This is a genomic window from Mesorhizobium sp. WSM4989, assembly GCF_029625795.1.
In the GTDB taxonomy this organism is placed as follows: Bacteria; Pseudomonadota; Alphaproteobacteria; order Rhizobiales; family Rhizobiaceae; genus Mesorhizobium.
Genome location: NZ_JARTVN010000001.1, coordinates 2,426,567 through 2,448,681, shown reverse-complemented (window position 1 = coordinate 2,448,681; position 22,115 = coordinate 2,426,567). Strand labels below are relative to the sequence as shown.

20 protein-coding genes and 1 pseudogene are annotated in these 22,115 nt (G+C 64.7%); 18 read left to right on the top strand and 3 right to left on the bottom strand.

Annotation, left to right across the window (positions count from 1 at the left end; all coding sequences use genetic code 11):
• Nucleotides 1–82: 82 nt before the first annotated feature.
• Both P9217_RS11830 and P9217_RS11825 read right to left on the bottom strand, forming a co-directional pair.
• On the bottom strand, nt 83–244 hold the full coding sequence (locus tag P9217_RS11830; protein ID WP_066991727.1) for a DUF1328 family protein: 162 nt from the start codon (nt 242–244) through the stop codon (nt 83–85).
• 59 nt (nt 245–303) lie between these two features.
• Nucleotides 304–1,315, bottom strand: a pseudogene (locus tag P9217_RS11825) (MBL fold metallo-hydrolase).
• Nucleotides 1,316–1,449: 134 nt separating this feature from the next.
• Here P9217_RS11825 and P9217_RS11820 point away from each other — a divergent pair.
• The 13 genes from P9217_RS11820 to lpdA all read left to right on the top strand — a co-directional run bounded on the left by P9217_RS11820 (nt 1,450) and on the right by lpdA (nt 15,449).
• Complete coding sequence (locus P9217_RS11820) at nt 1,450–1,893, top strand: VOC family protein (protein WP_245322415.1); 444 nt, start codon at nt 1,450–1,452, stop codon at nt 1,891–1,893.
• A 191-nt stretch (nt 1,894–2,084) separates the two neighbouring features.
• On the top strand, nt 2,085–2,624 hold the full coding sequence (locus P9217_RS11815; RefSeq protein ID WP_067323653.1) for a protease inhibitor Inh/omp19 family protein: 540 nt from the start codon (nt 2,085–2,087) through the stop codon (nt 2,622–2,624).
• A 77-nt stretch (nt 2,625–2,701) separates the two neighbouring features.
• Nucleotides 2,702–3,898, top strand: coding sequence for a cell division protein ZapE (gene zapE, locus P9217_RS11810; protein ID WP_278085956.1), 1,197 nt, complete (start codon nt 2,702–2,704; stop codon nt 3,896–3,898).
• Nucleotides 3,899–4,286: 388 nt separating this feature from the next.
• Nucleotides 4,287–5,255 (top strand): malate dehydrogenase, encoded by a 969-nt coding sequence (gene mdh, locus P9217_RS11805; protein ID WP_095825158.1) that lies wholly within the window; start codon nt 4,287–4,289, stop codon nt 5,253–5,255.
• Nucleotides 5,256–5,280: 25 nt separating this feature from the next.
• Nucleotides 5,281–6,474, top strand: a complete 1,194-nt coding sequence (sucC, locus tag P9217_RS11800) for an ADP-forming succinate--CoA ligase subunit beta (RefSeq protein WP_278085957.1) — start codon at nt 5,281–5,283, stop codon at nt 6,472–6,474.
• Nucleotides 6,475–6,479: 5 nt separating this feature from the next.
• The gene (locus P9217_RS11795) at nt 6,480–6,851 is read left to right on the top strand and encodes a cupin domain-containing protein (protein WP_127247358.1); all 372 of its coding nucleotides are present in this window, start codon (nt 6,480–6,482) and stop codon (nt 6,849–6,851) included.
• Nucleotides 6,852–6,854: 3 nt separating this feature from the next.
• On the top strand, nt 6,855–7,352 hold the full coding sequence (locus P9217_RS11790) for a DUF1579 family protein (RefSeq protein ID WP_278085958.1): 498 nt from the start codon (nt 6,855–6,857) through the stop codon (nt 7,350–7,352).
• 12 nt (nt 7,353–7,364) lie between these two features.
• Nucleotides 7,365–8,267 (top strand): succinate--CoA ligase subunit alpha, encoded by a 903-nt coding sequence (sucD, locus tag P9217_RS11785; protein WP_067323640.1) that lies wholly within the window; start codon nt 7,365–7,367, stop codon nt 8,265–8,267.
• Nucleotides 8,268–8,393: 126 nt separating this feature from the next.
• The gene (locus P9217_RS11780; RefSeq protein WP_095782743.1) at nt 8,394–11,381 is read left to right on the top strand and encodes a 2-oxoglutarate dehydrogenase E1 component; all 2,988 of its coding nucleotides are present in this window, start codon (nt 8,394–8,396) and stop codon (nt 11,379–11,381) included.
• 51 nt (nt 11,382–11,432) lie between these two features.
• Complete coding sequence (odhB, locus tag P9217_RS11775; protein ID WP_278085959.1) at nt 11,433–12,719, top strand: 2-oxoglutarate dehydrogenase complex dihydrolipoyllysine-residue succinyltransferase; 1,287 nt, start codon at nt 11,433–11,435, stop codon at nt 12,717–12,719.
• A 124-nt stretch (nt 12,720–12,843) separates the two neighbouring features.
• Complete coding sequence (locus P9217_RS11770; RefSeq protein WP_245307513.1) at nt 12,844–13,266, top strand: hypothetical protein; 423 nt, start codon at nt 12,844–12,846, stop codon at nt 13,264–13,266.
• Nucleotides 13,263–14,018, top strand: coding sequence for an SDR family oxidoreductase (locus tag P9217_RS11765; RefSeq protein WP_278085960.1), 756 nt, complete (start codon nt 13,263–13,265; stop codon nt 14,016–14,018). Before P9217_RS11770 ends, P9217_RS11765 begins: the two co-directional genes overlap by 4 nt.
• A 24-nt stretch (nt 14,019–14,042) precedes the next feature.
• Entirely contained in the window at nt 14,043–15,449 is a 1,407-nt protein-coding gene (gene lpdA, locus P9217_RS11760) for a dihydrolipoyl dehydrogenase (protein ID WP_278085961.1), read from the top strand.
• A gap of 545 nt (nt 15,450–15,994) precedes the next feature.
• Here lpdA and P9217_RS11755 read toward each other — a convergent pair.
• Complete coding sequence (locus tag P9217_RS11755) at nt 15,995–17,059, bottom strand: TraB/GumN family protein (RefSeq protein WP_067324628.1); 1,065 nt, start codon at nt 17,057–17,059, stop codon at nt 15,995–15,997.
• A 258-nt stretch (nt 17,060–17,317) separates the two neighbouring features.
• Here P9217_RS11755 and P9217_RS11750 point away from each other — a divergent pair, with 258 nt between their 5' ends.
• The 5 genes from P9217_RS11750 to rpsP all read left to right on the top strand — a co-directional run bounded on the left by P9217_RS11750 (nt 17,318) and on the right by rpsP (nt 22,084).
• Nucleotides 17,318–18,259 carry a CPBP family intramembrane glutamic endopeptidase gene (locus P9217_RS11750; RefSeq protein ID WP_278085962.1) on the top strand — a complete coding sequence of 314 codons (942 nt, stop codon included), beginning with the start codon at nt 17,318–17,320 and terminating at the stop codon, nt 18,257–18,259.
• Between the two features lie 67 nt (nt 18,260–18,326).
• Nucleotides 18,327–19,268: a glycosyltransferase gene (locus tag P9217_RS11745; RefSeq protein WP_127247365.1), complete on the top strand. Its 942-nt coding sequence runs from the start codon at nt 18,327–18,329 to the stop codon at nt 19,266–19,268.
• 385 nt (nt 19,269–19,653) lie between these two features.
• On the top strand, nt 19,654–21,243 hold the full coding sequence (gene ffh, locus P9217_RS11740; RefSeq protein ID WP_278085963.1) for a signal recognition particle protein: 1,590 nt from the start codon (nt 19,654–19,656) through the stop codon (nt 21,241–21,243).
• Nucleotides 21,244–21,249: 6 nt separating this feature from the next.
• A complete protein-coding gene (locus P9217_RS11735) occupies nt 21,250–21,576 on the top strand; it encodes a chorismate mutase (protein ID WP_066991680.1) in 327 nt (108 codons plus the stop codon).
• Between the two features lie 106 nt (nt 21,577–21,682).
• Nucleotides 21,683–22,084: a 30S ribosomal protein S16 gene (rpsP, locus tag P9217_RS11730; protein WP_278085964.1), complete on the top strand. Its 402-nt coding sequence runs from the start codon at nt 21,683–21,685 to the stop codon at nt 22,082–22,084.
• Nucleotides 22,085–22,115: the final 31 nt, after the last annotated feature.

The following is a 22,115-nucleotide window of genomic DNA, read 5'->3' as shown; positions in this document are numbered from 1 at the left end:
GGCGGAAACGGGCGGGAATTACCAGTGCAACGCGACTCCTGGCCAGGAACGCGGCTCTGGCCTGCCGCGGCGAATATGCGAGCTAAGTCACGGCGAAGACGCCGAGCACGATCAGCAGGAAGATGATCAGCACAATACCGATCAGGATGCGGGCACCTGTGGCGGCGGCGCCGGCGAGCGCGGGCATGCCAAGCAGGCTTGCCGCAGCGGCAACGATAAGAAGGATGATGATCCACTTGATCATGGAAAGCTCCGAGGCGGATTTGCGCTGTGCAACCAACGCGTTTGCCCGGGCTGGGTTCCTTAGCCAGGCGGCGGCACATCCCATGCTTCGCCCGGGCGCATGGCGCGAAAACGCTTCGGCGAAATGCCTTCGGCCGTCAGTGCCTCGGCGAGCTTTTGCGCCGGTTCCTCGATCGGCTCGTCGGTGAGCTGAAAGGTGCCCCAGTGGCAGCCGGCAGCATGGACGGCGCCGCACAGCCTCATGCCCTGGACGGCTTCCGCCGGATTCTGGTGCTGCGGGGCCATGAACCAGCGGCTCATAGGCGCCGATCGGCAGGATGGCCAGCCGAAACCCGCCATGCTTTTCCGCCATTCGGCGGTAGTTGGTGCCGCCGTGGAAGCCGGTGTCGCCGGCGAAATAGACCTTGCCGCCCGCCGTATCGACGACGAAGCCCGCCCACAGCGCCATGCGCCGGTCGCGCCCGCCACGCGCCGACCAGTGATGCACCGGCTCGATGTGGATGATGTCGCCGCTGGCGACTTCGACGCTGTCGCCCCAATCATGTACCGACACTCGCATGCCGGGCACGGCAGTGCCGATGATCGCATCGTTGCCGAGCGGCGTGATCACCATCGGGTCGTGGCTTTGCTTTAGCCGCTTGAGGGTCGCGAGGTCGAGATGGTCGTAGTGGTTGTGACTGAGCAGCACCAGGTCGATCGGCGGCAAGTCGCAAAAGGCGATGCCCGGCGCGTTGACCCGCTTCGGTCCGGCGAAGCCGAAAGGCGAGGCACGCTCGGACCAAACCGGGTCGGTCAGGATATTCAGGCCGGCTGTCTGGATGAGCAGCGAGGCGTGACCCACCATGGTGAGCCGAAGCGCGGCGCCTTCGATCCGTTGTTCGGGCTTCGCCTGGGGATATGGGCTCGGCCAGGCCGCCGGCCATTTCGAGCGCCCACCGCTCAATTGCCATTTCAGCAAATCGGTGAAGCGCGCCGGCGGCCTGCCCTCGGGATTGAAAAAGAGGCTACCGTCGAAATGATCGCTGAGTGGGCCGCTATAGTAGCGGTTGGCTGCTCTTGTTCTTGCGGCCATCGTTTCTCCGCCCACTCCCTGTCGCTTGTCCTGAAATAAGGACGCCGCCGCCTGGCGCAAGCATTTTGCTGGGGAATGCCAAGGGCCAACGGTCGGCTTCGACTAGGATCGACGATGTGTGGAGGGACAGCACCGTGGCGAAGAAGCGGACCGGGACACCGTGGATGAAGGCCGAGGATTTCGGCCGCTCGCTGCCGCATGGGCTGGGCGTCAACTTGCTTGTCACCGACATGGCGGCGATGGAGGCTTTCTGCCGCGATGTGCTAGGCGCGCGCATCATCTATGCCGACGAGGATTTCGCGGCCATCGAGCTGCTGGGCTCGATCTTCATGCTGCATGCCGACCATTCCTATCTCGACAATCCGATGACCGGCGTCTTTGCCGGAGCCGAAACGCGTGGCGCCGGCATCGAGCTGCGCCTCTATGGCGCCGATCCGGATGCGGTCGAAAAAAAGGCGGCAGCACTCGGCCACATCGTGTTGGCCGGTTCGATCGACAAGCCGCATGGCTTGCGCGAATGCTATATCGTTGGTCCGGACGGGTATCTCTTCGTGCCCAGCGCGCCGCTGCAAGCCTGAAATTTCAAGACGTTACGGTCCAATTTCTCGACTGGCGCCCCGGTAAGGAAGGCCGTCGCGACAAATTTGCAACACCAGCTCCGAAAACCCTATTTTAACCATATCGGGTTGAAATTCTGCCACCTTCGCCATCTTGGTGAAGCGAGTGTTTACGCGGACGGCGCCCCCCACCGGATCCGACGGAGGTTGGAATGATTTTTTCGAAGACTGGCCTTTTGGCCGTATCGCTGGCCGCGCTCGTTGCGAGCGGCTGCTCGACCTCGCGCTTCTCATCGATGGACGATCAGCAGCCGGCGCCGCTCACGCCGGCGCCCTCCGGCACGGTGACGCAGAACCAGCTGCCGCCGCCGGCTGCTCCGGGCACCACCGACCCGTCGCAATTCCCCACCGCGCCGAAGAACAGTCAGATGGCTTCGCTGCCGCCGGACGGTTCGGCGCCCACGGGCGCCGCGGACCTGACCGCGGCCAGCGTCGCCGGCGTCTGGAATGTCAGTGTCTCCGGCCAGAGCTGCAAAGTGGCGACGCCGCAGACCAAGTTCGGCGCCGGCTACCGCGCCGGTCCGCTGCATTGCCCGGCTCCGATCGACGGCATCAAGTCGTGGAATGTCGCCGGCAAGCAGCTGACGCTCTACGACGAAAACGGCGGCACGCTGGCCAGGCTCTATTCCTCCGGCGGCGAAAAGTTCGACGGCCAGACTTCCAACGGCCAGCCGATCTCGCTTACAAGGTAGGGCGGACCCTCCCCTATTGTTTCACGCAGTTTCGGACGGCAAGCCGCTTTCCGAATTGCCCGAGAACGACGTGACCTATGCACCTGCGTGACGGCCTTCAGACGCATGCGACCGTCAGGCAGCGCTACGACCATCTGGTGGAAACCGGCGTGGTCGAACGCGATCCTGCGCAGGAGCGCGTCGTCGCTGCGCTCGACCGGCTGACCGACGAGATCTCCGCAAAAAGGCTGGCGCAGAAATCGAGCGCGCTGGGCTGGCTGTTTGCGCGCAGCAACAAGCCGCGCGAGGCTGTCAAGGGCCTTTACATCCATGGCGGCGTCGGGCGCGGCAAGACGATGCTGATGGACATGTTCTTCGATCTCCTGCCGGTCAGGCGAAAGCGCCGCGTCCATTTCAACGATTTCATGGCCGACGTGCAGGACCGCATCCAAAAACACCGGGCGGCGCGCAAGAACGGCGATGTCAAGGAAGACGATCCGATCCCGCCGGTGGCGCGGGCGCTGGCCGAGGAGGCCTGGGTGCTGTGCTTCGACGAGTTTTCGGTCACCGACATTGCCGATGCCATGATCCTGTCGCGCCTGTTCTCGGCGCTGTTTTCCAAAGGCGTCGTGCTGGTCGCCACCTCCAACGTCGCGCCTCATGACCTTTATCGAGACGGCCTCAACCGGCAGCTTTTCCTGCCCTTCATCGGCCTGCTCGAACGTCATGCGCATGTGCTGACGCTGGATGCCGAAAAGGACTACCGGCAGGAAAAGCTCAACCGCTTGCCGATCTATGTCACGCCCGCCGACGCCGCGGCCGACCGCGCGCTCGACGACGCTTGGAAGACGATGACACATGGCAGGCCGACCGCGGCGATGACGCTGACGCTGAAAGGGCGTCAGCTCGTGGTGCCGCGCGCTGCCGGCGATGCCGCCCGTTTCTCCTTCGCCGATCTCTGCGAAAAGCCGCTCGGCGCGCGCGACTATCTGGCCATCGCCGACCGCTTCTCGACCGTCTTCATCGACCATGTGCCGGTGCTCGGCGAAGGCAAGCGCAACGAAGCCAAGCGTTTTATTCTGCTCATCGACACGCTTTACGACCACCACATGCGGCTGGTGATGAGCGCCGCCGCGCCCCCCGAGGGGCTCTACACCGCCAGGCGCGGCACGGAAGTCTTCGAATTCGAGCGCACTGCCTCGCGACTGATCGAAATGCAGAGCCGCGACTGGCTGGAAGGCTGGGCGGAGAGGCGGCAAGTCGGGGCGGAACCCGCGGAGGCGCGGCAGGCGTGAACGTAGCCGCCTGGAGTCGTCATCCTTAGACAGAGCGACGCGAAGCGATAAGCGCTTCGTCGCCTGAATGCGCACCTGCCAAACCGCTCGGCCGCCCCACTTGCCTCTGTCCGCCCGTCCTAAAATCACAACGGCGTCATCGCCGGGATGAAGGCCTTCTGATTTCATCGTTTATTGTATAAATTCTGTTCAGTTACCTCGAAAATTTTGACGTTTACGTAATTCCCAATGCATCTAACCGATTGAAAACACTAGGTGCAAAATAACCGTTTGAATTTTCTCCATGCCGGAGCTATTGGGTTCGGCGAAATCCTGCGGTTTCCCGCATTCCTTCCGGCCCCCGGCCCCCGTCACGGCACCGTCACAGACAAAGGGAAAACATCCTGACATGGCACGCAACAAGATAGCGCTCATCGGCTCGGGCATGATCGGCGGCACGCTCGCCCATATGATCGGCCTGAAGGATCTCGGCGACGTGGTGCTGTTCGACATCGCCGAGGGCATTCCGCAGGGCAAGGGTCTCGACATCGCCCAGTCCTCGCCGGTCGACGGATTTGACTCCAGACTGACAGGCGTCAACGACTATGCCGGCATCGAGGGCGCGGATGTCTGCATCGTCACCGCCGGCGTGCCGCGCAAGCCCGGCATGAGCCGCGACGATCTTCTCGGCATCAATCTCAAGGTCATGGAACAGGTCGGCGCGGGTCTCAAGAAATACGCGCCGAAGGCGTTCGTCATCTGCATCACCAACCCGCTCGATGCCATGGTCTGGGCACTGCAGAAGTTTTCGGGCCTGCCGACCAGCCATGTCATCGGCATGGCCGGCGTGCTGGACAGCGCCCGCTTCCGCTACTTCCTGGCGGAAGAGTTCAAGGTCTCGGTCGAGGACGTCACCGCCTTCGTGCTCGGCGGCCATGGCGATTCGATGGTGCCGATGATCCGCTATTCGACCGTGTCGGGCATCCCGCTGCCCGACCTCGTCAAGATGGGCTGGACCTCCAAGGACAAGCTCGACCAGATCGTGCAGCGCACCCGCGACGGCGGCGCCGAGATCGTCGGCCTCTTGAAAACGGGCTCAGCCTATTACGCGCCGGCCGCCTCGGCCATCGCCATGGCCGAATCGTACCTGAAAGACAAGAAGCGCGTGCTGCCCTGCGCTGCGCACCTGTCTGGCCAGTACGGCGTCAAGGGGACCTATGTCGGCGTCCCCGTGGTGATCGGCGCCGGCGGTGTCGAGCGCGTCATCGAGATCGACCTCTCCAAGGCCGAGCAGAAGATGTTCGACAATTCGGTGGCGGCCGTGCAGGGCCTCACCGAGGCCTGCACCAAGATCGCCCCGCATCTCGCCGGCAAGTAATCGTCCCTCTCCGGAGACCAAGCGCATGAACATCCATGAATATCAGGCCAAGGCGCTGCTGAAGTCGTTCGGCGCGCCCGTCGCAAGCGGCGTTCCGGTGTTCAAGGCGAGCGAGGCGGAAGCCGCCGCCAAGACGCTGCCCGGCCCGCTCTATGTGGTGAAGAGCCAGATCCATGCCGGCGGCCGCGGCAAGGGCAAGTTCAAGGAACTCGGCCCCGACGCCAAGGGCGGCGTGCGGCTGGCGAAGTCGGCGGCCGAAGTGGTCGCCAACGCCAACGAGATGCTCGGCCAAACGCTGGTCACCAAGCAGACCGGACCGGCCGGCAAGCAGGTCAATCGCCTCTATATCGAGGACGGCGCCGATATCGACCGCGAGCTCTATCTGTCGATCCTGGTCGACCGTTCCGTCGGGCGCATCGCCTTCGTCGTCTCGACCGAGGGCGGCATGGATATCGAGGCGGTCGCGCATGACACGCCGGAAAAGATCCTCACCGTCGCCATCGATCCGGAAAAGGGCGTGACGGCCGATGATGTGAAGAAGCTCAACGCCGCGCTGCAGCTCGACGGCGATGCGGCGCAAGACGGCGGCACGCTGTTCCCGCTGCTCTACAGGGCCTTCGTCGAGAAGGACATGAGCCTGCTCGAGGTCAATCCGCTGATCGTCATGAAGAACGGCCGGCTGCGCGTGCTGGACGCCAAGGTGTCGTTCGACAACAACGCTCTCTTCCGCCATCCCGACGTGATGGAGCTGCGCGACACCACCGAAGAGGATGAGAAGGAGATCGAGGCGTCGAAATACGACCTCGCCTATGTCGCGCTCGACGGCAATATCGGCTGCATGGTCAACGGCGCCGGCCTCGCCATGGCGACGATGGACATCATCAAGCTCTACGGTGCCGAGCCGGCCAACTTCCTCGACGTTGGCGGCGGAGCCTCGAAGGAGAAGGTGACGGCGGCCTTCAAGATCATCACCAAGGATCCGGCGGTCGAAGGCATCCTGATCAACATCTTCGGCGGCATCATGAAGTGCGATGTCATCGCCGAGGGCGTGATCGCCGCGGTCAAGGAAGTCGGGCTGAAGGTGCCGCTGGTCGTGCGGCTGGAAGGCACCAATGCCGAGCTCGGCAAGAAGATCATCAATGACAGCGGCTTGAACGTCGTCTCGGCAGACGACCTCGACGACGCGGCCAAGAAGATCGTCAGGGCGGTGAAGGGCTAAAGCGGATGCCTCCGCGCAAGATAAACCTGGTCGAGGCGGCGGATGCGAAGATCGCCAAGGTCTTCGATCCGCACATCGCCGGCGACGTCAACGACAGCCAGGCCAAGGTCGCCAAGTTCGGCGAGGTTTTCGACTGGCACGCGCATGATCACGAGGACGAGGCCTTCCTCGTGCTGCGCGGCAAGATCGCCATCGATTTCCGCGATGGACCGGTCGAGCTCGGCGAGGGCGATTTCATTGTCGTGCCGCGCGGCGTCGAGCATCGGCCGCGTTCGCTGACTATCGAGCCCGTGGTGCTTATGTTCGAGCCGGCGACCACCCTCAACACCGGCAATGCCCAAAGCGACCTCACCGTCACCGATCTGAAGCGGCTCTGAGCCATGAACGCGACGCCTTTCTCATCCCTCTCGGCCGATCACCAGCGCCTGCAGGCGCTGGTCGGCGCGTGGCGTGGCGAGGAAGATGTCGCGGCGACGCAATGGACCGATGCCGGCGCCGCGACTTCGGAAGTGCTTGCGGACGCGCAGTTCGGCGGCCAGTTCGTGGTCCAGCGCTACCGCCAGCGCCGCGACGGCACGATCTCGTTCGGCGCGCATAATGTGTTCGGCTTCGATCAGCCGAACGACGTCGTCACCATGCATCAGTTCGACTCGATGGGTTTGGTGCCGGTCACACCGGCTACGGGCACATGGAACGGCAACGAGCTTGTGCTGGAACGGTCGTCGCCGCGCGGCTCGGCTCGCGTGACTTACAGCTTTGACGGCACTGATACTTACCGCATGCGATTGCACTTCAAGCCCGCCGGCAGCGACGCCTGGCAAGACATGGTGAGCGGCCTCTACCGGCGCGTTTCGCCTTCCTCGATCAACGGTTTTTAGAAAAGGGGCGCGATGTCCATTCTCGTCGACAAGAATACCAAGGTGCTGGTGCAGGGCCTGACCGGCAAGACCGGCACCTTCCATACCGAGCAGGCGCTGGCCTATCACGCCACCAAGATGGTTGGCGGCGTCCATCCGAAGAAGGGCGGCGAGACCTGGACCGGCGCGAAGGGAGAGACCCTGCCGATCTTCGCCACCGTCGCCGAGGGCAAGGAGAAGACCGGCGCCACCGCCTCCGTCATCTATGTGCCGCCGGCAGGCGCGGGCGAAGCGATCATCGAGGCGATCGAGGCCGAGATCCCGCTGATCGTCTGCATCACCGAGGGCATCCCGGTTATGGACATGGTCAAGGTCAAGGCGCGGCTCGACCGCTCCTCCTCGCGGCTGATCGGCCCGAACTGCCCGGGAGTTTTGACCCCCGACGAATGCAAGATCGGCATCATGCCCGGCAACATCTTCCGCAAGGGCTCGGTCGGCGTTGTTTCCCGCTCGGGAACGCTTACCTATGAAGCGGTCTTCCAGACCAGCAATGTCGGCCTCGGCCAGACCACTGCTGTCGGCATCGGCGGCGACCCGGTCAAGGGCACCGAGTTCATCGACGTGCTCGAGATGTTCCTCGCCGACGACGAGACCAAGTCGATCATCATGATCGGCGAGATCGGCGGCTCGGCCGAGGAAGACGCCGCGCAGTTCTTGAAGGACGAGGCAAAGCGCGGCCGCAAGAAACCGATGGCGGGCTTCATTGCCGGGCGCACGGCGCCCGCCGGCCGCACCATGGGCCATGCGGGCGCGGTGATCTCCGGCGGCAAGGGCGGCGCGGAAGACAAGATCGCGGCGATGGAATCGGCCGGCATCAAGGTTTCGCCGTCACCGGCGCGGCTCGGCACGACGCTGGTCGAGGCGATCAAAGGTTAAGGGCGTAGGGAGTAAGCGAATAGGGCAGCAGGGAAAGATCAGCGGCAAAAATGCCCTACTCCCCTACTGCCTTACTCCCCTACTCCCTTCCATAAAAGGAGACGGAGCCAGGCTCCGCAGACGAAAATGGCAAGACAAGATCAGGCCAACGACCAATTCTCGCTCACCTCGTTCCTTTATGGCGGCAATGCCGACTATATCGACGCGCTCTATGCCGCCTATGAGGACAACCCCGGCTCCGTCGATCCGGAATGGCAGGACTTCTTCGCCGCGCTGAAGGACGATGCGGGCGACGTGCGCAAGAACGCCAAGGGCGCTTCCTGGGCGAAGCCGTCCTGGCCGATGCAGGCCAATGGTGAGCTGGTTTCGGCGCTCGACGGCAATTGGGGCCTGGTCGAAAAGCACATCGAAAAGAAGGTGAAGGAAAAGGCGGTCGTCAACGGCGCGGCCCTTTCCGATGCGGACGTTCACCAGGCGACGCGCGATTCCGTGCGTGCCATCATGATGATCCGCGCCTTTCGCATGCGCGGCCACCTGCACGCCAATCTCGACCCGCTGGGCATCGCCAAGCCGCTTGAGGACTATAACGAGCTGTCGCCGGAGAATTACGGCTTCACCGAAGCCGACTACGACCGGCCGATCTTCCTCGACAATGTGCTGGGGCTCGAGTTCGGCACCATCCGGCAGATGCTGGATATCCTCACCCGCACCTATTGCTCGACGCTTGGCGTCGAGTTCATGCACATCTCCGACCCCGAGGAGAAGGCCTGGATCCAGGCGCGCATCGAGGGCGCCGACAAGGAGATCACCTTCACCGCCACCGGCAAGAAGGCGATCCTGTCGAAGCTGGTCGAGGCCGAAGGCTTCGAGCAATTTATCGACGTCAAGTACAAGGGCACCAAGCGCTTCGGCCTCGACGGCGGCGAGTCGCTGATCCCGGCGCTGGAGCAGATCATCAAGCGCGGCGGCCAGCTCGGCCTGAAGGAGGCCGTGCTCGGCATGGCCCATCGCGGCCGCCTCAACGTGCTTTCGCAGGTCATGGCCAAGCCGCACCGCGCCATCTTCCATGAGTTCAAGGGCGGCTCGGCCGCTCCCGACGATGTCGAGGGCTCGGGCGACGTGAAGTACCATCTCGGCGCCTCCTCGGACCGCGAGTTCGACGGCAACAAGGTGCACCTGTCGCTGACCGCCAACCCCTCGCACCTGGAAATCGTCGACCCGGTGGTGATGGGCAAGGCGCGCGCCAAGCAGGACCAGCTCGCCGGCCGCGAGCGCGGCGAGATCGTGCCGCTGTCCGAGCGAGCCAAGGTGATGCCGCTGCTGCTGCATGGCGACGCGGCGTTCGCCGGCCAGGGCGTGATCGCGGAGATGTTCGGGCTCTCCGGCCTGCGCGGCCACCGCGTCGCCGGCACGCTGCATTTCATCATCAACAACCAGATCGGCTTCACCACCAATCCGCGCTTCTCGCGTTCGTCGCCCTATCCGTCGGATGTGGCGAAGATGATTGAGGCGCCGATCTTCCACGTCAACGGCGACGATCCGGAAGCGGTGGTGCATGCCGCGAAGGTGGCGACGGAATTCCGCATGAAGTTCCACAAGCCGGTGGTGGTGGACATGTTCTGCTACCGCCGCTTCGGCCATAATGAAGGCGACGAGCCGTCCTTCACGCAGCCGATCATGTACCGCAACATCCGCAGCCATAAGACGGTTGTGCAGGTCTATGCCGACCGGCTGATCGCCGAGGGTCACATCACCCAGGCCGAGGTCGACAAGATGCGGGCCGACTGGCGCGCGCATCTGGAACAGGAGTGGGAAGTCGGCCAGTCCTACAAGCCGAACAAGGCCGACTGGCTTGACGGCGCCTGGTCCGGCCTGCGCACGGCCGACAACCAGGACGAACAGCGGCGCGGCAAGACCGCGGTGCCGGTCCGCACGCTGAAGGAAATCGGCAAGAAGCTGACCGAGGTGCCGAAGGATTTCGAGGCGCACAAGACGATCCTGCGCTTCCTCGAGAACCGCCGCCAGGCGATCGAGTCCGGCGACGGCATCGACTGGTCGACCGCCGAGGCGCTGGCCTTCGGCGCCATCCTGCTCGACGGCAATCCGATCCGGCTCTCCGGCCAGGATTCGGAGCGCGGCACCTTCTCGCAGCGCCATTCCGTGCTCTACGACCAGCGTGACGAGACGCGCTACATTCCACTCAACAATCTATCTGCGGCCCAGGCCGGCTACGAAGTCATCAACTCGATGCTCTCGGAAGAGGCGGTGCTCGGCTTCGAATATGGCTACAGCCTTGCCGAGCCCAAGGCGCTGACGCTTTGGGAAGCGCAGTTCGGCGATTTCGCCAACGGCGCCCAGGTGGTGTTCGACCAGTTCATCTCGTCCGGCGAGCGCAAGTGGCTGAGAATGTCGGGCCTCGTCTGCCTCCTGCCGCACGGCTATGAAGGCCAGGGGCCGGAGCATTCCTCGGCCCGCCTCGAACGCTTCCTGCAGCTCTGCGCCGAGGACAACATGCAGGTGGCGAACGTCACGACGCCGGCTAACTATTTCCACATCTTGCGCCGGCAACTGAAGCGCGACTTCCGCAAGCCGCTGATCCTGATGACGCCGAAGTCGCTGCTGCGCCACAAGCGGGCGGTGTCGACGCTGTCGGAGATGGCGGGCGAAAGCTCGTTCCACCGCCTGTTGTGGGACGATGCGCAGCTGTTGGCCGACCAGCCGATCAAGCTAGTGAAGGATTCCAAGATCCGCCGCGTCGTGCTCTGCTCCGGCAAGGTCTATTACGACCTCTATGAGGAGCGCGAGAAGCGCGGCATCACCGACATCTACCTGCTGCGCGTCGAGCAGCTCTACCCGTTCCCGGCCAAGGCGCTGATCACCGAGCTGTCGCGTTTCCGCAACGCCGAGATGGTGTGGTGCCAGGAGGAGCCCAAGAATATGGGCGCCTGGTCGTTCATCGATCCTTATCTCGAATGGGTGCTGGCGCATATCGACGCCAAGCATCAGCGGGTGCGCTATACCGGCCGGCCGGCCTCGGCCTCGCCGGCCACCGGGCTGATGTCGAAGCATCTCAGCCAGCTTTCCGCCCTGCTCGACGACGCGCTGGGCGAATAAGCAGACCCGGACCAAACTGACCTCAAGAAGACAAGAGAACGGACAGGCACAATGGCTACCGAAATCCGCGTCCCCACTCTCGGCGAATCCGTCACCGAGGCGACCGTCGGCAAGTGGTTCAAGAAGGTCGGCGACGCGATCGCCGCCGACGAACCGCTGGTCGAGCTCGAAACCGACAAGGTGACGGTGGAGGTGCCCGCCGCGGGCGCCGGGACGCTCTCCGAGATCACCGTCAAGGAAGGCGAGACGGTCAATGTCGGGGCGCTGCTCGGCTCGATTTCGGCCGGCGGCGCAGCCGCCGCTCCCGCCACCAAGCCGCAGGCGGTGGCGCAGGCCTCCAGTCCGGACGCCGCATCCACGACCAAGCAGGCCGCCGCCGAAACCGCCAAGATGGCCGGCGACGCCGGGCCGGTCGAGCCGCGCACCATGCCGCCGGCGCCGGCCGCGGCCAAACTGATCGCCGAGCACAATCTCTCGGTCGAGCAACTGACGGGCTCCGGCAAGCGCGGCCAGGTGCTGAAGGGCGACGTCCTCGATGCCATCGCCAAGGGCGCGCCCTCGCAGCCGGCCGAGACGCCGAAAGCGGCTCCTGCTCCCGCACCGGTCGCGGCCCGCGCGCCGTCGACGGCCGACGATGCTTCGCGCGAGGAGCGCGTGCGCATGACCAAGCTGCGCCAGACCATCGCGCGCCGGCTCAAGGAGGCGCAGTCGACCGCCGCCATGCTCACCACCTTCAACGAGGTGGATATGAGCGCGGTGATGGCGCTGAGGGCCAAGTATAAGGACGTGTTCGAGAAGAAGCATGGCGTGAAGCTCGGCTTCATGGGCTTCTTCACCAAGGCCGTCACCCATGCGCTGAAGGAGATCCCGGCGGTCAATGCCGAGATCGACGGCGCCGACATCATCTACAAGAACTTTGCGCATGTCGGCGTCGCCGTCGGCACCGACAAGGGCCTGGTGGTCCCGGTCGTGCGCGATGCCGACCAGATGTCCATCGCCGAGATCGAGAAGGAGATCGGCCGGCTGGGCCTCGCCGCGCGCGACGGCAAGCTTTCGGTTGCCGACATGCAGGGCGGCACCTTTACGATCTCCAACGGCGGCGTCTACGGATCGCTGATGTCGACGCCGATCCTCAATGCGCCGCAGTCCGGTATCCTCGGCATGCACAAGATCCAGGAGCGGCCGGTGGTGGTCGGCGGCCAGATCGTCATCCGCCCGATGATGTATCTGGCGCTCAGCTACGACCACCGCATCGTCGACGGCAAGGAAGCGGTGACCTTCCTCGTCCGCGTCAAGGAAAGCCTGGAGGATCCCGAGCGGCTGGTGCTCGATCTCTGAGGTGGAGCATGAAGGCTCGCGGGCGGGGCGGCGAGTGAAGGCCCGTTGGCTCAGCACCGCGAGGCCGGTCGCGCTTGCCGCCGGTGCGGCTCTCGTAGCAGCCGATGCCCAGGCCGCTTGCCCGATCCAGCTTGCCGCCTATGGCGAGGCGAAAAGCGGCGCCGAGATCGATTTCAGCCCGACGGGTACCTCGGCGACGATCGCCAACACATTCCGCATGATACTCGACAACAATACCGTGCTCGATGGCATCGCCATGTGGACCGAGGGCTCCGCCGGGCGGCCGCACGGCTCGCTGATGTACAAATGCCCGACCGGCGACGTCACCGGCGAGGAGCTCGCCGCCTGCACGGTCTGGGAAGGCGTGATCTATAGCGCCGATGAGAAGGGCGTCGTGGGTCTGCTGCCGGCCGAGGGCGCGGATGCGCCGAAGAGCCTGATCTTTCCCGATCTCGGACCGTCGCTCGAAATGTCAGCCGCTTATGGTCCGGCGGGCTTCTCAAAAGTACCGTGGGACGTCTTTGCCCTGAAAGGCTGCCAGGAATGAATGCCGACAAGAAGACGCTGCTGGTCACCGGCGGCAGCCGCGGCATCGGCGCTGCCATATGCCGGCAGGCCAGTCGGGCAGGCTATGGGGTGGCGATCAACTATGTCTCCAACCGGGCCGCCGCCGAGGCGCTCGTCGCCGAGCTCGAAGCCGCGGGCGGCGAGGCCTTCGCGGTCAGGGGCGATGTCGGCAACGAGGCCGATGTGGTGGCGATGTTCGAGGCGGTGGACCGGGCCTTCGGCCGGCTCGACGCCTTCGTCAACAATGCCGGCATCGTCGACGTCAAGGCGCGTGTCGATGAGATGAGCGCCGAGCGGATCGAGCGCATGATGCGCATCAACGTCGTCGGCTCCTTCCTCTGCGCCCGCGAGGCCGTCAAGCGCATGTCGACCCGTCACTGCGGCAAGGGCGGCGCCATCGTCAATCTGTCCTCGGCGGCGGCACGAATGGGCTCGCCCGGCGAATATGTCGACTACGCCGCTTCCAAGGGCGCGATCGACACGCTGACCGTTGGTCTGGCGCGCGAGGTGGCGCTGGAAGGCATCCGCGTCAATGCCGTCAGTCCAGGCATCACCGAAACCGACATCCATGCCTCCGGCGGCCAGCCCGAGCGCGTGGCGCGGATGCAGGATCTGCTGCCGCTGAAGCGCGCGGGCACGGCCGACGAGGTCGCGAGCGCGGTTCTCTACCTTTTGTCGGACGCGGCCTCCTATATAACGGGCGCGATCCTGAATGTGAGCGGCGGCCGCTGAAGGCCAGACCAGAAGGACACCATCATGGCTTATGACGTCGTAATCATCGGATCGGGACCGGGCGGCTATGTCTGCGCCATCAAGGCGGCACAGCTCGGCCTGAAGACAGCGGTGGTCGAGAAGAACGCCACCTTCGGCGGCACCTGCCTCAATATCGGCTGCATCCCGTCGAAAGCCCTGCTCCACGCCTCCGAGATGTTCGCCGAAGCCGGTCATGCCTTCGATATGCTCGGCATCGAGGTCGGCGCGCCAAAACTCAATCTGAAGAAGATGCTGGCGCACAAGGATGCGACCGTGGCCTCCAACGTCAACGGCGTCGCTTTTCTCTTCAAGAAGAACAAGATCGACTCGTTCCGCGGCACCGGCAAGGTGATCGGCGCCGGCAAGGTGTCGGTCACCGGCGAGGGCGGCAAGGTCGAGGAGATCGAAACCAAGAACATCGTCATCGCCACCGGTTCCGACGTCGCCGGCATTCCGGGTGTCAAGGTCGACTTCGACGAGAAGGTGATCGTGTCCTCGACCGGCGCGCTGTCGCTGGCCAAGGTGCCGGGCAGTCTTGTGGTGGTCGGCGGCGGCGTCATCGGGCTCGAGCTCGGCTCGGTCTGGGCCAGGCTCGGCGCCAAGGTCACGGTTGTCGAGTTCCTCGACACCATCCTCGGCGGCATGGATGGCGAGGTCTCGAAGCAATTCCAGCGGCTGCTGTCCAAGCAGGGCTTCGAGTTCAAGCTCGGCGCCAAGGTCACCGGCGTCGCCAAATCCAAGAAGGGCGCCAGCGTGACGTTCGAGCCGGTCAAGGGCGGCGCGGCGGAAACGATCGAGGCCGATGTCGTGCTGGTCGCGACCGGACGCCGCCCCTATGCCGACAGCCTTGGATTGAAAGAAGCCGGCGTCGAGATGGACGAGCGCGGCCGGGTCAAGTCCGACGGGCATCTGAGGACCAACGTGCCCGGCATCTATGCCATCGGCGACGTCATTGCCGGGCCGATGCTGGCGCACAAGGCCGAGGACGAGGGCGTGGCGGTAGCCGAGACGATCGCCGGCCAGGCCGGTCATGTGAACTACGACGTTATCCCGAGCGTCGTCTACACCAGTCCCGAAATCGCCTCGGTCGGCAAGACCGAAGAGGAGCTGAAAAAGGCCGGCATCGACTACAAGGTCGGCAAGTTCCCTTTCAGCGCCAATGGCCGCGCGCGGGCCATGCTGCACACCGACGGCTTCGTGAAGATCCTCGCCGACAAGGCGAACGACCGCGTGCTCGGCGTTCATATCGTCGGCTTCGGCGCCGGCGAGATGATCCACGAGGCGGCGGTGCTGATGGAGTTCGGCGGCTCCTCGGAAGACCTCGCCCGCACCTGCCATGCCCACCCGACCATGTCGGAGGCGGTCAAGGAAGCGGCGCTGGCCACGTTCTTCAAGCCGATCCATATTTAGGTGCTCGTCACGGCCGGCGCCGAACGCCCGAGGATGGCAAAGGTGTAGTTAAACAAAAACGGCCCGCCTTTCGGCGGGCCGTTCGTCGTGGAGCTATAGCCTGATCACGGAGACGGCGCAGGTGCCGGAGCCGGGGCAGGCGTCGGAGTGGGCGCGGGTGCCGGGGCTGGCGTCGGAGCTGGAGCAGGCGTTGAGGGCGCAGGTTCAGGCGTTGCAGGCGCCGGGGCCGGCGTCGTCGCGGCCGGCGGCTCGGAAGTCGCGGGGGCGTGCTCGCCACCGGTTCTGCCAAAAACATAATACGCAACAATGGCCAGGATAATGACAACTAGGGCGATCAGCCACCCGCTGCCGCCACCACCGCCCCTCGAGGGCGGCGTGCTCGACGGGGTGTAGGGGTCGTTAGGGTTCGCCATGAAACGTGTCCTCCTTGGAATGAAAGGCATCAAATAGCAGCCATCAACGCGCGGATCCCCTAATGGGTTTCACGCAGGCGGACGGAAAGCGCTGAAAAACCGGCATTTTCCGCTCCCCAGCCGCCAGACGACTCAGTTGACGGCGGTAACACTATACCCCGCTTTGCGGAAATCTTCGACCAGTCCGTCAGGGCCGGGCAGATGCAGCGCGCCGACCGCCATGAAGGCATTGCCCCTGGCCAGAATCGGCATGGCATGCGCGACCATGACCTTGTTGCGGCTGGTGATCATGGTCTGCTCAAAGGCGGCATAGCCGGCCTGGTCGTCCGCCGTGTCGGGCAGCACGGTGCGAAACAGCGGCCAGAACATGCCGACCTCGCCGCGTTGGTAGAGCACGATCATGGTTTCGTTGACGTCGTTCACCTTGTCGCCGAGCTTCAGCGTCTCGACCAACCCCTTCATGTGGTAGGCGAGCGGCAGCGAAGCCATGGCGCGCAGTTGGTCGACGGCGGTTTCCAACCCCTCGACGTCCTTGCCGGACGCTTTGGCGTCGGCGGCCAGCTTGACGTCCAGCACCGGCGCGCCGGCGCTCTGGCGCGCCACCTCGCAGGCCGGCAGCGCCACCATGGCCGACAGGATCCACGGCTTCATCTTGGCCACCGTCAGAGGCGGAATGCCGCGTGCATCGAGCCCCTTGTTCAGTACTGCCGCATCCTCGGGCGACAGCAGCGAGGACAGCGTCGTGTTGTCCGTGAACATCATCAGGCCAGGCTCGGCGGCCATGGCGGCCATCATCTTGGCCTTGTCGAGGGCGTCGGTGGTTTCGATGATGATGGTGTCGGCGCCTTCATAGGCTTTTTGGGCCGCGGCAGGCAGCGTGGTGACGCGCGCGTCCGTCATGTGCATGGTGCCGAAGAGATAGGACGGCTCCTCGCCTGGTTTCTCGAGCTTCCACAACAGCCCCCGGCCGTTTGGAACGGCGGCGGCTTCGGTCTCGACCTTCTTGAAGGCGGCGGGATCGCTCTTTGCAAGACCCGCCAGCAGGTCGCTGCCGCCGCAGGCGGGCGCTTCGGCATGCGCGCGGCCGGCCAGCAGCAGCACGAGCAGGAACGAAAGGAAAAACAGCAGGTTGAGCGCTGCGAGCAGCTTCAACGAGACGAGGGCCGCGCGGTCGGCGATGGCGATAACGCGTTTCATGGCAAGCTTCTTAAGGGCAAAAAGCGGCAAAACGGTTAATCGAGAGCCGAAATTGTTGTCGACCGGCTCGGATTCCCGGCGGCAGCGTTAGACGGGTGGCCCGGCGCCGATGGAAGGCCGTGGCTGATCTGCCGCCAGTTTCGATGATCCCCGCGGTCGAGCGGCCCAACTGGTTGCTGGATCTGACGGGAGAGATTGCGCCGAAAACGCCGATCCCCTAGATCATGCGACCGTAAAGCGCCCGGCAGGGGACCCCGTGTGATCATCGACAACGCCGCCTTCGAGCGCTACCGGCGCTCGCCGAACGAGAAAACCACCCTGCTCCGGCTCCTGCTCGGAACGGCGATCGTCGTTCTCTTCTGGCTCGCCGTGACGCTGGTCGTGCTCGTCGCCGGCACCGCCGCCTTCATCGTCTTGCGCCTCCCGGGCCCGGCGACCGGACAGCCGATCCAGGATTTCCTTGCCTCTCCCGCCGGCATCCTCACCGCGCTGGCGTCCTTTGCCGGCATCTGGATCGGTCTTTGGGCCGCGATGCGCTTCGTTCATGGCGAGCCGCTCTCGGCGCTCATCGGCCCAGACCGCCGCACCTCGCGCGGCGGGTTTCTCAAAGGCCTGGTCGCGGTTCTGACAACCTCCTTGTTCTCCGAGGTGCTGCTCTATTGGCTGCAGCCGGAGATCGTCCGCGGATCGATCGCGTTCTCGTCCTGGCTGCTCTTGCTTCTCGCGATCGTGCCGCTCGCCTTTCTGCAGACCTCATCGGAGGAGGCTCTGTTCCGTGGCTATCTGCTGCGTGGCCTCGCCAGCCGCTTTGGCAGCCCGCTGATCTGGGCCGCGCTGCCGGGGCTTCTGTTCACCGCGTTGCATTGGAGCCCGGCCTCGACGCTTGCCATCAATGCCAGCGTGCTGGTCTCGATCGCCGCCTTCGCGCTGCTGCTGACGCTGCTGGTCTATGTGACCGGCAATCTCGGCGCTGCATTCGGCGCCCATCTCGGCAACAATCTGATCGGCTTCCTGCTGATCTCGCACCAGCAGAGCTACAATTCCTTCGCCCTGTTCAACGCCAAGCCGCTGGAAGGCCCCGGCTGGACCAATTGGGACGCCGTTCTCATCGCCGCGATCGGCATCGTAAGCACGCTGCTGACGATGCTCCTGCTTCTGCATCGCCGCTCCCCCCTGAAGGTCGGGCCGGACGAGCCATGATCCAAAAAAGCGGAAACCGGTTTCTTGATCAAACCGTGGTCAACCAGAAAACCGATGGGCTCGCCTGATGCGCATCACGCTGGTGGCGGAACGCACCATTCCCTGCAAAGGCTATGGCGGCACTGAGCGGCAGGTCGACTGGCTGGCAACAGAGCTTTCGCGTCTCGGCCACAAGGTGGTCCTGATCGCCGCTCGCGGCTCGAGCCATCCGCTGTGCGAAGTGCGGCAGGCCTCTTCGGCCGCTGAATGCCGCGCTGCGATCCCGGCCGACACCGACATCGTGCATTTCAATGGCTGGTACATCGAGATTTCGCGACCGGCGCTCTATACGATGCACGGCTTCGACCCGGAATTCACGCAAAACAGGCCAAACTGGAACTTCGTCAGCGCCAGCCATGCGCGCAACCATGGGCGGGAAACCTTCGTCCACAACGGCTTTCCGGTCGACGCCTATCGGCTGTCCGCCCGCAAGACGGGCAGGCTCCTGTTTCTGGCCGGCATCGCCCGCGCCGGCAAGAACCTCAACCGGGCTGTCGATCTCGCCCGTGCCTTCGATTTCCAGCTCGATATCGCCGGCGGCTCGCGCTGGCAGCTCCTGCAGCGCACCAAGGTTCGACGCCAGGGTGTCTTCTTCAAGAGCCTCGGCCGCCGCTTCCGCTACCACGGCGTCGTCGACGGCGACGAGAAGCTGCGCCTGCTGGGAGAAGCCAGAGCTTTTCTCAACCCGATCGCCTGGGAAGAGCCGTTCGGCATGGCGCCGGTCGAAGCGATGCTCTGCGGCACGCCGGTGTTGACGACACGGCGCGGCGCGCTGCCCGAAATCGTCGACGGCGCCACCGGTCGCCTCTTCGACACCGATGCCGAGTTCGCCAAGGCCTTGGCCGACATCGCCGGCTTGTCCCCTGAGCAGTGCCGTGCATCCGCCGCCGCGCGATTTCCCATCGCCAAGACGGCAAACGGCTATCTCGATCTCTATACGCGCATCCTGGACGGCGAAAAGCTGCCCTGAACCGCCTTTGGGCGCGGTGTCTTGCTCTTCAAAACGACCCCAGCCTTGACTCCGCCGCCGATTTCCTGTCTAGACGCGCACGAATTCCGCGACGAGACCCTCTCCGCGAAAGCCGACCAGGACGCCGAAGCCTCTTTGAGGCGAGAGCTGTAAACCGATCCTGGAGGCCAACACCCGGCAGCGCGATGCGCCCCCGGGTGCTTTTTGGCTTTGCGCTTTTGCTTGGCGACCCGGCGCGAACGCACTACCTCTCGGGTCGAATGAACCGAGATCGAAGGAAGCAAGATGTTTGAATCACTGCAGGAGCGCACAAGAGGCGTGGAGGGCCGCAGGCCCGACAGGGATCGGCATGAATCCAAGGCGCTCTCGCACGGCGGTCTGATCAATGTTTGAGTCCCTGCAAGAGCGCCTTGGCTCCATCCTGAACGGCCTGACCGGCCGCGGTGCGCTGTCGGAGGCGGACGTCTCTGCGGCGCTGCGCGAGGTGCGCCGGGCACTGCTTGAGGCCGATGTGGCGCTCGAGGTGGTTCGCTCTTTCACCGACAAGGTGCGCGAGAAGGCGGTCGGCGCCGCGGTGCTGAAGTCGATCAAGCCCGGACAGATGGTCGTCAAGATCGTCCATGACGAGCTGGTCGATATGCTCGGTGCCGAGGGCGTCGCTCTCGACCTCAACGCGCCCGCGCCCGTCGTCGTCATGATGGTCGGCCTGCAGGGTTCCGGCAAGACGACGACCTCGGCCAAAATCGCCAAGCGCCTTACCGAGCGTCAGAACAAGAAAATTCTGATGGCCTCGCTCGACACGCGGCGTCCGGCCGCGCAGGAGCAGCTGCGCCAGCTCGGCGAGCAGACCAAGGTCGCCACGCTGCCGATCATCGCCGGCCAAAGCCCGGTCGATATCGCCAAGCGCGCCGTGCAGGCGGCAAAGCTCGGCGGCCACGACGTCGTCATCCTCGACACGGCCGGCCGCACCCATATCGACGAGCCGCTGATGGTCGAGATGGCCGACATCAAGAAGGTGTCGTGGCCGCACGAAATCCTGCTGGTCGCCGACTCGCTGACCGGCCAGGACGCCGTCAACCTAGCGAAAAGCTTCGACGAGCGCGTCGGCATCACCGGCCTGGTGCTGACCCGCATGGACGGCGACGGCCGCGGCGGCGCCGCGCTTTCGATGCGCGCCGTCACCGGCAAGCCGATCAAGCTGATCGGCACCGGCGAAAAGATGGACGGGCTGGAGGAATTCCACCCCAAGCGCATCGCCGACCGCATCCTCGGCATGGGCGACATCGTCTCGCTGGTCGAGAAGGCCGCCGAGACCATCGACGCCGAGCAGGCGGCGGCGATGGCCAAGAAGATGCAGTCAGGCAAGTTCGACCTGAACGACCTTGCCGCGCAGCTTCAGCAGATGTCGAAAATGGGCGGCATGGGCGGCATCATGGGCATGATGCCGGGCATGGGCAAGATGAAGGACCAGCTCGCCGCGGCCGGCTTCGACGACAAGATGTTCCGCCGGCAGCTCGCCATCATCTCCTCGATGACCAAGGCCGAGCGCGCCAGCCCCGATATCTTGAAGCACTCGCGCAAGAAGCGCATCGCCGCCGGCTCCGGCACCGACGCGGCCGAGATCAACAAGCTCTTGAAGATGCATCGCGGCATGGCCGACATGATGAAGGCGATGGGCGGCAAGGGCAAAGGCGGCGGCATGATGCGCGGCATGATGGGCGGCCTTGCCTCGAAGATGGGCCTTGGCGGCATGATGCCCGGCGGCGGCATGCCCGACCTTTCCAAGATGGACCCGAAGCAGCTGGAGGCCTTGCAGAAGCAGGCCCAGGCTGCCGGTCTCGGCAAAGGCCTGCCGGGCGGGCTGCCCGGCGGACTTCCCGGCGGCGGGTTGCCGGGCCTGCCCGGCGGCATGAAACTGCCGGGCCTTCCCGGTCTCGGCGGCGGCGGGCTGCCTGGCCTTGGCAAGAAGAAGTGAGGGGCGATGAACGAGGAGAAGGACATGGCCGAGGCACGCGCCGTTCTGGCGGGCTACCGTGCTTCGATCGACAACATCGACGCCGCCCTCATTCATATGCTGGCTGAGCGCTTCCGCTGCACCAAGGCGGTCGGCGTGCTGAAGGCCGAGCATGGCCTGCCGCCGGCCGACCCGGCGCGCGAGCAGCAGCAGATCGCCCGCCTGCGCCAACTGGCGAAGGATGCGCATCTCGATCCGGATTTCGCGGAGAAATTTCTGAACTTCGTCATCCGCGAAGTTATCCGGCATCACGAACAGATCGCCGCTAACAACGGCGTGACGAAAACCGGCTGAAGCTGGTGCATGTCGCCCAACTGCGCAGCGGTCTTGGGATTACGACTTGCACAACGCCAAAGCCGCAACCCAATCAACGAACTCAGAGCTTGTTAGGAGATAAAGAATGGCACTGAAGATCAGACTGGCCCGTGCGGGCTCGAAGAAGCGTCCCTATTACCACGTCGTCGTCGCCGACGCCCGTTCGCCGCGCGACGGCCGTTTCATCGAGGCGCTCGGCTCGTGGAACCCGCTGCTGCCGAAGGACGGCGAACGCGTGAAGGTCGACGTCGACCGCGTCAAGCACTGGCTCTCGCACGGCGCCCAGCCGACCGACCGCGTGCTGCGCTTCCTCGACGAGGCCGGCATCGCCAAGCGTCCGGCCCGCTCGAACCCGAACAAGGCCCTGCCGGGCAAGAAGGCCCAGGAGCGCGCAGCCCTGCTGAAGAAGGCCCAGGAAGACGCCGCCGCTGCCGTTGCGGCCGCGTCCGCAGCACCCGCCGAGGCGGAAGCCGCGACCGCCGAGTAGTCTCGGCCCCCGGTCAAAACAGGTCAAAAGA